This is a genomic window from Alcanivorax sp. DSM 26293 (assembly GCF_900107995.1).
Classification (GTDB): Bacteria; Pseudomonadota; Gammaproteobacteria; order Pseudomonadales; family Alcanivoracaceae; genus Alcanivorax.
In genome coordinates, this window is the sequence record NZ_FNUM01000002.1 from 419640 (window position 1) to 432263 (window position 12624).

12 protein-coding genes are annotated in these 12624 nt (G+C 58.6%); 1 reads left to right on the top strand and 11 read right to left on the bottom strand.

Annotation, left to right across the window (positions count from 1 at the left end):
• The first annotated feature begins 139 nt into the window (after positions 1 to 139).
• Positions 140 to 706, top strand: coding sequence for a hypothetical protein (locus C4S63_RS05475; protein WP_062816132.1), 567 nt, complete (start codon positions 140 to 142; stop codon positions 704 to 706).
• A 112-nt stretch (positions 707 to 818) separates the two neighbouring features.
• Here C4S63_RS05475 and C4S63_RS05480 read toward each other — a convergent pair whose 3' ends face one another.
• The 11 genes from C4S63_RS05480 to trpA all read right to left on the bottom strand — a co-directional run bounded on the left by C4S63_RS05480 (position 819) and on the right by trpA (position 12616).
• Complete coding sequence (locus tag C4S63_RS05480; RefSeq protein WP_062816133.1) at positions 819 to 1553, bottom strand: TenA family transcriptional regulator; 735 nt, start codon at positions 1551 to 1553, stop codon at positions 819 to 821.
• A gap of 68 nt (positions 1554 to 1621) precedes the next feature.
• On the bottom strand, positions 1622 to 3664 hold the full coding sequence (locus C4S63_RS05485; protein ID WP_103916941.1) for a DUF3488 and transglutaminase-like domain-containing protein: 2043 nt from the start codon (positions 3662 to 3664) through the stop codon (positions 1622 to 1624).
• 8 nt (positions 3665 to 3672) lie between these two features.
• A complete protein-coding gene (locus C4S63_RS05490) occupies positions 3673 to 4629 on the bottom strand; it encodes a DUF58 domain-containing protein (protein ID WP_103916942.1) in 957 nt (318 codons plus the stop codon).
• Between the two features lie 2 nt (positions 4630 to 4631).
• The gene (locus C4S63_RS05495) at positions 4632 to 5543 is read right to left on the bottom strand and encodes a MoxR family ATPase (protein ID WP_062816136.1); all 912 of its coding nucleotides are present in this window, start codon (positions 5541 to 5543) and stop codon (positions 4632 to 4634) included.
• Between the two features lie 91 nt (positions 5544 to 5634).
• Entirely contained in the window at positions 5635 to 6846 is a 1212-nt protein-coding gene (locus C4S63_RS05500; protein WP_062816137.1) for an O-succinylhomoserine sulfhydrylase, read from the bottom strand.
• 29 nt (positions 6847 to 6875) lie between these two features.
• Positions 6876 to 8399: an amidophosphoribosyltransferase gene (purF, locus tag C4S63_RS05505; protein ID WP_062816138.1), complete on the bottom strand. Its 1524-nt coding sequence runs from the start codon at positions 8397 to 8399 to the stop codon at positions 6876 to 6878.
• A 68-nt stretch (positions 8400 to 8467) separates the two neighbouring features.
• Complete coding sequence (locus C4S63_RS05510) at positions 8468 to 8953, bottom strand: CvpA family protein (RefSeq protein WP_062816139.1); 486 nt, start codon at positions 8951 to 8953, stop codon at positions 8468 to 8470.
• A 148-nt stretch (positions 8954 to 9101) separates the two neighbouring features.
• A complete protein-coding gene (locus tag C4S63_RS05515) occupies positions 9102 to 9698 on the bottom strand; it encodes an SPOR domain-containing protein (RefSeq protein WP_231866052.1) in 597 nt (198 codons plus the stop codon).
• A complete protein-coding gene (locus C4S63_RS05520; RefSeq protein WP_103916943.1) occupies positions 9691 to 10926 on the bottom strand; it encodes a folylpolyglutamate synthase/dihydrofolate synthase family protein in 1236 nt (411 codons plus the stop codon). Before C4S63_RS05520 ends, C4S63_RS05515 begins: the two co-directional genes overlap by 8 nt.
• A complete protein-coding gene (gene accD, locus C4S63_RS05525) occupies positions 10919 to 11800 on the bottom strand; it encodes an acetyl-CoA carboxylase, carboxyltransferase subunit beta (RefSeq protein ID WP_062816142.1) in 882 nt (293 codons plus the stop codon). Before accD ends, C4S63_RS05520 begins: the two co-directional genes overlap by 8 nt.
• A gap of 12 nt (positions 11801 to 11812) precedes the next feature.
• Complete coding sequence (gene trpA / locus C4S63_RS05530) at positions 11813 to 12616, bottom strand: tryptophan synthase subunit alpha (RefSeq protein WP_103916944.1); 804 nt, start codon at positions 12614 to 12616, stop codon at positions 11813 to 11815.
• Positions 12617 to 12624: the final 8 nt, after the last annotated feature.

Below are 12624 nucleotides of genomic sequence, written 5' to 3' on the forward strand. Positions count from 1 at the left end.
TACGTCCATTGCTGAGGCGCCGTGACGGCGGTCACTTCTGGTCAACTTGGTGAATCAATACCGCTGGTGGGGAAACGGACCTATGCTATATTCTGCTCATCATCGACTAATAATTAATAATGACTTTCTGTAGTGATATATGCTGAATGACTTGGGGATTCCTGAGCACCTGATCTGGAAGTTGAATGACTTTGACAACCACCAGCGGGCGGTCAATTTCATCAAACAGTTTCAGGATACGCTGTGCGTATACAGTGCGCCGGTGGAACAGCTCTATACCAATTACGATATTTCCATACCACCGGATGACGATCGCTCACTGGTGATTCTGCCCAATCCCTATGCATACCACGATACGTTCAACAGTATTGGGGATCATAGTGTTCACGCCACCGGCATGTATATCGTGCCTGGAGATTTGTTCGGTAAGGAAGGGCTTTTTCTGACGTTACGGCTACTGAAGTATGGCAAGCGGGTTATCAAACCGGTGCCTCTGAAAGTGGGCCTGTGGGCGCTGATGAAGAAGGAATCCACTACCATCCCCTTCCTCCCGGTCATCACCAAAGGGGATTTACGGGCCTTTCGCAAGGATTTTCCCTGCCTCCACCTGCATCGTATTCAACCCTCCAGACTGTCTGATCGCTCGCCCATGGAAATCAAAGCCATACAGCGCGTCATCCGCGACAAGCTGAAGGTGTACATGTAACGGCAGTGAACCGCTAATAGTGAAGAGTTAACAGCGAAAACAAACCGGACCGGGAAGAACCACCAAACACCAGAGATGGCTTTCCCGGATGTGTAGACGTGATCAAGTCTATTCAGTCTGACTGAGCGTAGCAGTGGTCCAGTGCCAGGACATAGTACTCCAGCCCTTTCACCGCTGCCGCAAAGGCTCTTTCCCGGCTCTGTTGATCGACACAGGTGAGCTTGATGAGCTCCATGGCCTCGTGGGGATGGGCATCATCGTAGGAGGCGTGGGCTCGCAGCCAGGCCATGGAATGGCGGTTAATGGTGGCCACCCCGTTTTCCTGATAGGCCTGCATGCCTTTGACCACGCTCTGGCTCCACTCCCCCGTGGCCCACTCTATGGCCAGATTGGTGGCGGCAATGCCTTCTTCCAGGCTGGCCTGTCTGCCCATGTGCCAGAGATAATGGTTTACCGCATCCATGGCTGGCGGCGGCGTGACAAACTCCAGCTCTTCCAGAGTAATACCAAAGCCCATGGCCCAGTCCTGATACCAGTACGCATGGCGTTGTTCGACCTTGATATTGCTGATCAACCAGTTCTTGCTTTCTTCGTGGCCGGGATACCGGCCTGGCTGGGTCTTGGCCAGATTCAGCCCCATGTACTTGGGAAAGTTTTCCACCAGCGGATAGAAATTCAGCAAGGCACTGCGGAAACGGGGCAAGCTGAGTGTCCCGGCCCCCATTTCCACAAAGACCGGATGCTCCACCACCTGATTTTTCAACGGTACCAGATCGTCCCAGAAAGTTTGGGCCCAGGGGCTGTGATCGGTGAGTTCGAGCCCTTTCTTATAATTTGCGGCGCGCATTTGTCGTTCTCCATAACAACCAGTTATCGCAGCGTTGGATCAGAGAGCTATCCTATACAGATAACACACTAGTCCAATAATTTGTATAAGCGATTTCGGAGCCTGCGTAAATGACGCCGTTGCTGTTTATTCGGTGGCGAAGCGGGATCGTAGTGGAGCTTCTGGTAGTATTTTGCCCAACTTTGGGCAGCGCCAGCCGCCTGGGGCCATTGCTCGCTGATCGCATCGCATAGCTGCATGGGGCTCAGGCCGACTACCAGGGGGCGCCCCCGTTCACTGGCCCGTTGATGTAACCGCCAGTATTCCCGCTCCATCAGCGTCTGTTTTGCCTTGCCGGTTCGCCAAAGCAGAAACAGCGCATAGAGCCCCATCAGCACGCCGACAGAGACAATCAGGGCAATGGCAATGCGCGTTGGCGAAACCGCGCCGAGAAGGTCTCCGAGAAATTCGGACTGGAAGACACTGTCGTAGCCCAACACCCAGGTCTGCCAGCGGAAATCCACATAGTCCATCCACTGGCTGACCAGCGCCAGTACGCCGCCATCCGAGAAACGACGCAGCCCCAGATCATCCAGCAGATCGCTGCCCTCCTCGCTGTTTTCCAGGGCCTCTCTCAGACCAAACTCAATGCGCTCGGGGGCAACCGCGGCGGTGGGATCCACACGGGTCCACCCTTTGTTTTCAAGCCAGATTTCACTCCAGGCATGGGCGTCATACTGGCGCACCAGTAAATGTGAGCCCAGCTCGTTACGCTCACCCCCCTGGTAGCCAACCACCACTCTGGCCGGCACCCCTGCAGCGCGCATCAGAAAGGTAAAGCTGGACGCATAGTGCTCACAAAACCCCCGCCGGGTTCGGAATAAAAAATCATCCACCGGATCCATGGCAAGCCGTGGGGGCCGCAGGGTGTAGTGAAAAGGCTGCTCCCGGAAGTATTGCAGGGCACGCTGGGCGATGCCCTCCGCCGAAGGACTTTCCAGACGCCACTGTTGCGCCAGGCCACGTGCCTTGACCCCGGCGTCCTCCGGTATCGACAACATCAATTGTCGCTCCAGCCGGGTCAGGTCAATCTCTTCGGCCACGGCAGGCACGCTTTCCACGCGATAGGCAAATCGCTCGGAAACCGGCCGGTTGGCCACCAGACGCATATCCTTGGCCAGGGCCACATCGCCATAGATCGGGAAAGGCACATCCAGGCTGAACAACCAGCGCCGCTGGGTGGGTTCCGCGATCACCTGATAGCGGTAACCGGGCAGCCCTGACTCCCGCTGCTCTGCTATCCGCTGGTACCAGTCCGGTTTGTTATTGCCTGGCCGGTACAGGTACTGCGATTCCGGGATCCCCTGGGGGATCGCCTGCTGCCAGGTTCGACCGTCATAGTGGCTCAGCGTCAGGCCCCGCCAGTAACGCTGGCCCCGCGACGGCATCTCTCCCTCAAAGTCCACCCGAAACGCCAGCTCCGCCGACTCCGACAACTCGCTGATCTGTCCCGGCGACATGCTGTCGCTCATCCCCGTGCGGGCCTTGTCTCCCCCCACCTGCATATTCCATAACGGCGCGACCCGGGGTACCAACAGGAACAGCACCACCATCATGGGAATCGCTTGCAAGGTCATCATCGCCGCACGCTTGCCATGTACCCAGCCACTGGCACGGGTATCACTGTGGTTGATCCCGACCAGGCAGGTGGTAAGGACCATCATGCACAGCAGCACATAGAGAAACATGCCCAGGGTCTGGGAAAACAATAGCGCGGTTGCACAGACAAAATAACCGAGCACAATCACCACATAGGCGTCACGCTGCTGCACCACTTCCAGATACTTCAGCGCGAACAGGCTCACCAGCAGAGCGACCCCGGCTTCGGGCCCGTACAGTCGACCGAAGCTGAAAAACGTCAGACCGACAGCACCGATCAACAACAGGGAACGCACTATCCGGCCCGGCAGTGTCAGACGTTGATGATCCACCAGCCAGCGGATCAGGATCACCAACGCCAGCAAACCGGTCTGCCAGAGAACGCCTTTGACCAGTTGCGGGATGGAGCACAGCACGACAGCCAGAGCCAGCCAGAGTCGGGTATGGGATGGAACCTGATAGATGCGCGCCATGGAGAACCTCAGAAATCCGGATAACTGGCCAATGCATCCAGCAGCCGCCAGCGATGCACGTCACCGGTATCCGGAGCCAGTGTCAGCCCGGGCAACTCCAGACCATAGGGTTGGCGCTGCGGATCCAGTTGCAAAATCCAGTAGCACAATATGGATAAGCGTTGCTCCTCCCCCAGGCCCTGCAGACGGTCCCAGCGCAGCCACAGACGACCACCGACCGGTTCCTCGAACTGCTTGGTATTCAGCCCACGGCCCCGCGCGTACCCTTTCCAGTCGACCCGTCGCAGGGAGTCCCCCGCTGTGTAGTTTCGCAACCCCTGGAATTCGTCATTGCCCGTTTGACCACTACTGAATGACTGCTGATTTTCCTTGCCGCCATCGGCCGGGCAATCCGGGCTTTCCTGCGGGCGCGGCCAGGCCAGGCAGTAATGGTCCATGGACACATAGGACCAACTTCGCAGCAGTCCCAGCGGGAAGCGGCTTTCTACCCTTAACCGGGGCGCCGTCACCCTGCCCCGTTCGGGCAACGGCAGGTTCAGCCACAGGCTTTCTTCCTCGCCCCTGCGGATGCTGATCTGTTGAGCATCCTGGTCCGGCCAGCGTAGCCAGACACAATGGTGATCGCGACGTTGGGCAAACAGCACAATTTCCAGTGCCCCTTCTTCCCCCGCAAAGCCGGATTCACTATCACCGTTACGCATGCCCAGGGCGGACAGGTTCCGGAAGGTATGCAGAATTGCCACCATGAACAGGCTGGCAAGCAGGAACGCCAGGGCCAGGATCAGATTGTTTTCATAATTGATGCCGCCGATGAACAACAGGGCGGACACCAACAGATAGAAGAAACCGTAGCCGGTGGGAAAAATAAAGATGCGCCGTTGATCCAGCACCACCTGTCTGGCCGGCGGTAAGCGCCGCGCCAGCCAGCGTTCATAAAGGTTCCGTATCGGCGCCGGCATCAGCATGGCTAACGGCGTATAACGGGAACGGACTGCAGCAAAGACTGGGTGGTGGCGGCCACACTGCCACCCTGCCGGGCACTGAGACGATGCTCCGCCACAGAGGGCCACACTGCCTGTACATCCTCGGGCAAGACATAATCACGCCCACTGATGAGGGCCCAGGCACGGGCCGCCTTGAGCAGCCCCAGACCTGCCCGGGGAGACAACCCGGAGACAAAACGGTCATCAGATCGGGTGGCATCCAGTAGCCGTTGTACATAGTCCAGCAGTTCGTGGCTGGCGCGCACCTTCCCCACGACCCGTGACAGCTTGATGAGGCCTTCACTGTTTATGACGGCCTGCAACTCCCGCACCTGTTCGCGCAAGTCGCCACCGGCCAGCAATTGCAGCTCCACTTCCGGCGCGGGATAGCCCAGGGAAATTCGCATCAAGAAACGGTCAAGTTGGGATTCCGGGAGCACGAAGGTGCCGGCCTGGTCCACCGGATTCTGGGTGGCGACAACGAAGAATGGTTGTGGCAGATCCCGGGTCACCCCATCCAGAGTCACCTGTCGCTCTTCCATGGCTTCCAGCAATGCACTCTGGGTTTTCGGTGTGGCGCGATTGATCTCATCGGCAAGCAGCAACTGGGTGAAAACCGGCCCTTCGCGCAGGGAGAATTGCTGTGTGGCAGGGTCAAACACAGAGACGCCAAGAATGTCCGCAGGCAGCATGTCGCTGGTGAACTGCACCCGTCGGTACTCAAGCTTGAAGACCCTGGCCAGGGCATGCGCGAGCGTGGTTTTACCCATGCCGGGCAGGTCTTCGATAAGCAGGTGACCATTGGCCAGCATGCAGGTAAGTGCGAGCTTGAGTTGTTCTTCTTTGCCCAGTACAACACGGCCCACCTGGGCCAGAACTTTATCCAGTGCCTGCATGGTTCCCCTTGATTCTATTTATTGCGGGCGCGACAGATGAAGTACAGGCGTCTTTTTAACCCGATTGGCCAGCCTACGCCGGCGCTTGTTGTTATGCGCTGGCGATCGCCTGTAGACCCCGGTTCAAGTCTGCCTTCAGGTCGTTCACCGATTCCAGACCAATGGCCAGACGAATCAGGTTTTCAGTGACCCCTGCCCGCTGTTTTTCTTCCTCTTTAACCCGCCCGTGGGTTGTGGATGCCGGGTGGGTAATCGTCGTTTTAACATCACCCAGGTTGGCGGTGATGGAAATCAGCCGGGTGGCATCAATAAAGCGCCAGGCTGCTTGCCGGTCCCGGTTTCCCGCAGCATCTTCCACTTCAATGGACATGACAGCGCCAAAACCGGACTGCTGTTTTCCGGCAAGAGCATGCTGAGGGTGATGTTTCAGGCCCGCATAATGCACCCGCACAATGCCAGGCTGTTTTTCCAACCACTCGGCCAGCTCCTGGGTACGGGCGCTCTGGGCTTCCATCCGCAGGGATAGTGTTTCCAGGCCCTTGAGAAATACCCAGGCGTTGAAGGGGCTCATGCAGGCACCGGCGGAACGAACAAAACCCAGCACTTCTTCCATTTCGGCTTTCGGGCCTACCACGGCACCACCGAGGCAACGCCCCTGGCCATCAAGATACTTGGTGGCACTGTGGATGACGATATCAGCGCCAAGCGCCAGGGGCTTTTGCAGCGCAGGGGTGCAGAAGCAATTATCCACGACCAGCAGTGCGCCATTGTCATGGGCCAACTTGGCCAGGGCGCGAATATCGCCAATTTCCGATAGCGGGTTGGACGGGGTTTCCAGATAGAGAATCCGGGTCTCCGGCCGTATTGCCGCTTCCCAGTCCTGCAAGTCACTCAGATCCACCAATGACGTTTCGATACCGAACTTGGCCAGGTATTTGTCGAACACCACATTGGTGGTACCGAACACACTGCGTGAGCTGACAATGTGATCGCCCGGAGACAACAGCGAAAAGAAAGTCCCACTGATGGCGGCCATGCCAGAAGCAAACGCCACACAGGCTTCGCCCCCTTCAAGCGCTGCCAGCCGCTGCTCGAAGGCGCGTACCGTGGGATTGGTAAAGCGGGAATAGATATTACCCGGCTCCTGGCCTCCGAATCGGGCCGCAGCCTGGGCGGCGCTCTCATAGACAAAACTCGAGGTCAGGAAAATCGGATCCGAGTGTGCCATCTCGTCCGTACGCAACTGTGCCGTGCGGATAGCCAGGGTTTCCACATCAAGTTGTGTCGGATCCAGATCGTTCATTGATAGCCTCGGTTTTCCTTCGGTCTTGCTCAGTTCGGATTGTGCAAATCGATAATCTCGTTATCTGCCAATGCGCGGGTTTTCTCACTACTGCCTTTGGCCATATCGTTACGACGGGCTTCCAGACCGGCCAGATATTCCGGGGTGATGTTGCCCGCCAGATAGGTTCCATTGAACACGGAACAGTCGAAGGACTCCACCCCGGGATTACCTTCCTTGCACGTCTCCACCAGATCTTCCAGATCCTGGTAAATCAACTTGTCGGCACCGATCAATTTGCCGATTTCCTCAGTGGTGCGGCCGTGGGCAATCAGCTCCTGGGCGGCCGGCATATCAATGCCATAGACGTTGGGATACTGCACCGCAGGCGCCGCAGAGGCGAAATAGACCTTGCGGGCGCCGGCTTCCCGGGCCATCTGGATGATCTCGTTACAGGTCGTCCCGCGGACAATGGAGTCATCCACCAACAGCACATTCTTGCCTTTGAACTCCAGCTCAATGGCATTGAGTTTCTGGCGCACGGATTTCTTGCGCTGCTGCTGGCCCGGCATGATGAAGGTTCGGCCAATGTAGCGGTTCTTGATGAACCCCTCACGGTATTTGACGCCCAGATGGTTCGCCATCTGCAGGGCAGACGTACGACTGGTATCCGGGATCGGGATCACCACGTCGATGTCGTGGTCCGGCCATTCCCGCTCGACTTTCTCCGCCAGCTTCTCGCCCATGCGCAGGCGCGCCTTGTACACCGAAATACCGTCGATGATGGAGTCCGGCCGGGCCAGGTAAACCTGCTCGAAAATGCAGGGATGCAGACTGGGATTGTCGGCACACTGACGGGTGTGCATCTCCCCTTCTGCAGTAATGTAGATGGCTTCACCAGGCGCCAGATCCCGTTCGATATGAAAACCCAGGGAAGACAAAGCCACAGATTCCGACGCCACCATGTACTCGGGACCATTGGGGGTGTCCTTGCGACCGAAACAGACCGGACGAATGCCGTGGGGATCACGAAACGCCAGAATGCCATAGCCGGTAATCATGGCCACCACCGCATAGGCCCCTTCCACCCGCTTGTGAACAGCGGCGACGGCGTCAAAGATATCGTCCGGCTCCGGCTGCAACTTGCCACGACTCTGCAGTTCGTGGGCAAACACATTCAGCAGCACCTCGGAATCGGAGGTGGTGTTGATATGGCGCAGATCCGCCCGGAAGATATGCTCGGCCAATTCCTCGGCATTGGTGAGATTGCCGTTGTGGGCCAGGGTGATGCCGTAGGGAGAGTTGACATAGAACGGCTGGGCTTCCGCGGAACTTGAGCTGCCCGCAGTGGGATAGCGCACATGACCGATGCCCATGTTGCCCACCAGACGGCGCATATGGCGGGTGCGAAACACATCACGCACCATGCCGTTGTCCTTGCGCAGATAAAGACGATCCCCGTCACAGGTAACGATACCGGCTGCATCCTGCCCCCGATGCTGAAGGACTGTCAGCGCATCATAGATACCCTGGTTCACATAGCTATGGCCGACAATGCCCACAATGCCGCACATGGTACTTTCCTCTCGTTAGGGGCTGTTAACCGCATTCATCTGAACGATGTCTTGCAGCCCCTCGTTGCTTATACGTTCATGACCAGAGCGAGTAGTTTTTCGCCCATGTCCCGGGTCCACGCTTCCATCATGACCAGATGCGGAACCAGGGTGGATTCTTGCCACCATGGATCGGCACCAAACAGGTGCCGCCCCAGGGCTACCAGCACAACCATCAGCAGCACACCTCGCATGGCGCCGAAGACCATACCCAGCAATCGATCAGTACTGCTCAGCCCGGTGACACGAATCAACTCACCGAGCAAATGGTTAATGAGGGCACCGACCACCAGCGTCAAGACAAACAGCAGGCCGAAAGCAACAGCGGCACGCAGGCTGGGAGTGGTAATCTGGTCCTGAAGAAGAAGATCCAGGGCCGGGCTGAACAGGCGCGCGATGATAAAGGCCGCCACCCAGGTGAGCAACGAAAAGGCTTCACGGGTGAAGCCTCGGCGCACGCTCAGCAAAGCGGAAATTGCGATGACAATCAGAATGATGGCGTCTGCCAGATTCATGTAAAGCGTGCTCTCACCGGCGGATAAACGCTCGTCCGGGGGTGCCCTTGCGCTGCAGCCAGCGGCGGGACACCCGGAAAATTCAGAGCGCGAAGTTTAACAGAGGCTGACCCACTTGCCCATGGATACAGCCCGTGGATGGCGGCAATCAGGGGGCGTAAATCCGTACCAGCCCCTTGAAGCCGAAACGGCTGTCATCCGCCAGCTGCTGGCGGGTTCGTTCGGCATCTTTCTTGTGGATTTCCGGCCCCACCATGACACGGTGAACGACCTTGCCCTGGTGGCTGTCAGTCTCGCTGTATGCCCGGTAACCGGCGGCTTTCAGCTTCTCCACCACGGCCTCGGCGTTATCGACACTGGAATAGCTGCCCACCTGAACCACAAAACCGGCCAGCACCGGACCGTCATCCGGATCTGCCGGCGGTGGCACTGGCGCATCCTCCGTCACCACAGGATCCTTGGCTGGCGGCGGCTCGGCACTGTCTGGATTCGCCTGCAAATGCTCCTGCGCAGCAGCTCTGACCGCCTCTCTCTCCGACTCAATGCGCTCCGCCGCGGCCTCCTCCATCTCGGTTGTCACCACAGGATCCACGTTGACCGCCGTCATCTCCGGCTGATCAGGAATTTGCATATCCAGGGCATTGCGGATCTGTTCCGGCGACCGGAACACAAAGGGTGCCAGCACAGCCGCCAGGACCAACAACAGAACAACGCCGACAATGCGCTGACGGGTTCGTTTATCCACCTTGCTCTCCCCTCGCTTCCGCAACGGTATAGAAAGACCCGAAGATTAGCACCTGATCGTCGGCCTGTGCAGCGTTAAGGGCACCCTGCAACGCCTCACGGACACTAGCGTACTGGCGGCAGGATGCCTGCTCCGGCAAGGCAGCGGCCAGCCTGGTCGCGGGGGCGGCCCTGGCAATCGCAGGCGCGGCCAGATGCCAGCTCACCGGCTGTCCGGTGAAGAGCGCCACCACGTCATCGATCGGCTTGTCGGCCATCATCCCGAACACCAGGTGTCGCGCCCCCTCACAGTGGGGCAGCATCTGAAGGAAACGCGCAACCGCGGGCAGATTATGGCCCACGTCAAACCAGCAGGCACGGCCCTGAATCTGTCGGAATTCACAGCGCCCGAACAGGGTCACTTCAGCCACGGCCTGGCAGTCCGCTGTGTCGACCTGCACCCCCGCCAGGCTGAGGGCCTGGCAAGCCGTCGCCAGATTATCCCGACCCAGCACTACCCGGTCGGGAAAACCCAGGTCACGCCCATCACAGAGAGTGACTCCCTGCCGGGCAAGACGGAAATCCCGGCCGGCAAACACCGGCACCGCGGCATACTGTCCTGCCAGCTCCAGCAGGTTTTGCGGCCAGTCTGCCTCACCAAAGACCAGCGGCTTGCCGGATCGGGCAATCCCGCATTTTTCACCGGCAATGGCTTCCCGGGTCTCACCCAGCCAGTCCTGGTGATCCAGCCCCACCGAGGTGACCACCGCCACATCCGGATCGACGATATTGACCGCATCAAGTCGGCCCCCGAGGCCCACCTCCAGCAGTACCAGATCCGCCCCGCTCTGCCGGAACAGCCACAGCGCCGCCAGGGTACTGAACTCGAAATAGGTCAGGGAAATGTCCTGGCGCGCCTGCTCCACCTGTTCAAACGCTTCACAGAGCTGCTGATCAGACGCCAGACCATCAGGCAGGCGAACGCGCTCATTGAAACGATGCAGATGAGGGGAGGTATAAAGACAGACTCTTCGGCCATGACGCTCCGCCAGAACCTGCATCAGGCGCAGGGTGGAGCCTTTCCCATTGGTGCCAGCCACGGTGATCACCGGCACAGGCATTGTGCTCACCCCGAGACGACTGGCCACCTGGCGAATACGCTCCAGGCCCAGTTCAATTTCGGTGGGATGCATGGCCTCGATCCGCTCCAGCCAGGCGGCCAGAGCGGATGCGGCAGGATCGTCAGTCATCGACAGTCTGGAGGGACCAGCCCATCATGTTCGCCAGCAGGCGATGGAGGGTATCGCGCATATCGTGGCGAGCCACGATCATGTCGATGGCACCATGATCCAAGAGGAACTCGCTACGCTGGAAACCTTCAGGCAATTTCTGCCGCACGGTCTGTTCAATGACCCGAGGTCCGGCAAAACCGATCAGGGCATTGGGCTCAGCCACGTTCACATCACCCAGCATGGCCAGGGACGCGGACACGCCACCATAAACCGGATCGGTGAGTACGGAGATAAACGGCAGACCCGCCTGCCGCAACTTTTCCAGCGCCGCGCTGGTCTTGGCCATCTGCATCAGGGAGAACAGGGCTTCCTGCATGCGCGCCCCACCGCTGGCGGAAAAACAGACCAGCGGCAGCTTTTGCTCCAGGCATACGTCTACGGCACGGACAAACCGCTCACCGACCACAGAGCCCATGGAGCCGCCCATGAAGTTGAATTCGAAGGCACAGGCCACCAGGGGTTCCCCGTGCAACGTCCCTTTCAAGGCTATCAGGGCGTCGTTTTCCTCGGTGGCTTTCTGGGCAGCGACCAGGCGATCCTTGTATTTCTTGGAGTCCTTGAACTTGAGACGATCCACCGGGGCCAGTTCCGCTCCGATTTCCGTCTGCACGCCTTCATCGAGAAACAGCTTGAGCCGCCGCCGGGCATTGATGCGCAGGTGATGCTCACACTTCGGGCAAACATCCATGTTGCGGTCCAGTTCGGGCCGATACACCACCCCGTCGCAGCGTGGGCACTTGCGCCACAACCCCTCGGGAATGCTGTTGCGCCGATTTTCCTGGGGGCGGCGTACTGCAGGCAGGATTTTTTCCAGCCAGTTGCTGTTGCTCATGCAAAGGTCCCGTTACTGATCCATAGCGTTACGCATGGCGGCCAGAATGTCACTGATGGACTGGTTGATCGCTTCCGGGTTGTCCGGATTGGCCGCAATCTGATTCACCAGGGCACTCCCGACAACCACACCATCAGACACTCGACTTACCGCCTGTGCAGATTCAGCGTCTTTGATACCAAAGCCGACACCAATGGGCAATTGAGCAAGGTTGCGAATTGTTTCAACCCGACCGGCCACTTCGTCCACATTCAGGGAGGCCGAGCCTGTCACCCCCTTGAGAGAGACGTAATACAGGTAGCCGGAACCGGCCTTGCCAATCAGCTTGATACGGGCATCCGAGGTGGTCGGGGCCACCAGGAAAATCATGTCCAGCTCGTAGGCATCCATCACCGGCTTGATTTCCAGGGCCTCTTCCGGGGGCAAGTCCACCAGCAAGATGCCATCCACGCCGGCCTGTGAGGCCGCCTTGGCAAAGTTTTCATAGCCGAGCGCTTCCACCGGATTCAGATAGCCCATCAGGACCACCGGTGTCTCGCTATCGCGCTCACGGAATGCCTTTACCATTGCCAGCACGTCATGAGTGGAAGTGCCATGGGCCAGGGCCCGCTCGCAGGCCTTCTGGATCACCGGCCCGTCAGCCATGGGGTCAGAAAAAGGCACACCCAGCTCGATGATGTCGGCACCGGCTTCCACCATGGCATGCATCAGTGGCACCGTCACTTCCTTACTGGAGTCACCGGCGGTCACGAAAGGAATCAATGCCTTGCGTTTTTGCTCGGCCAGCCGCTGAAAACAGCTTTCAATACGACGCATTACTGCTC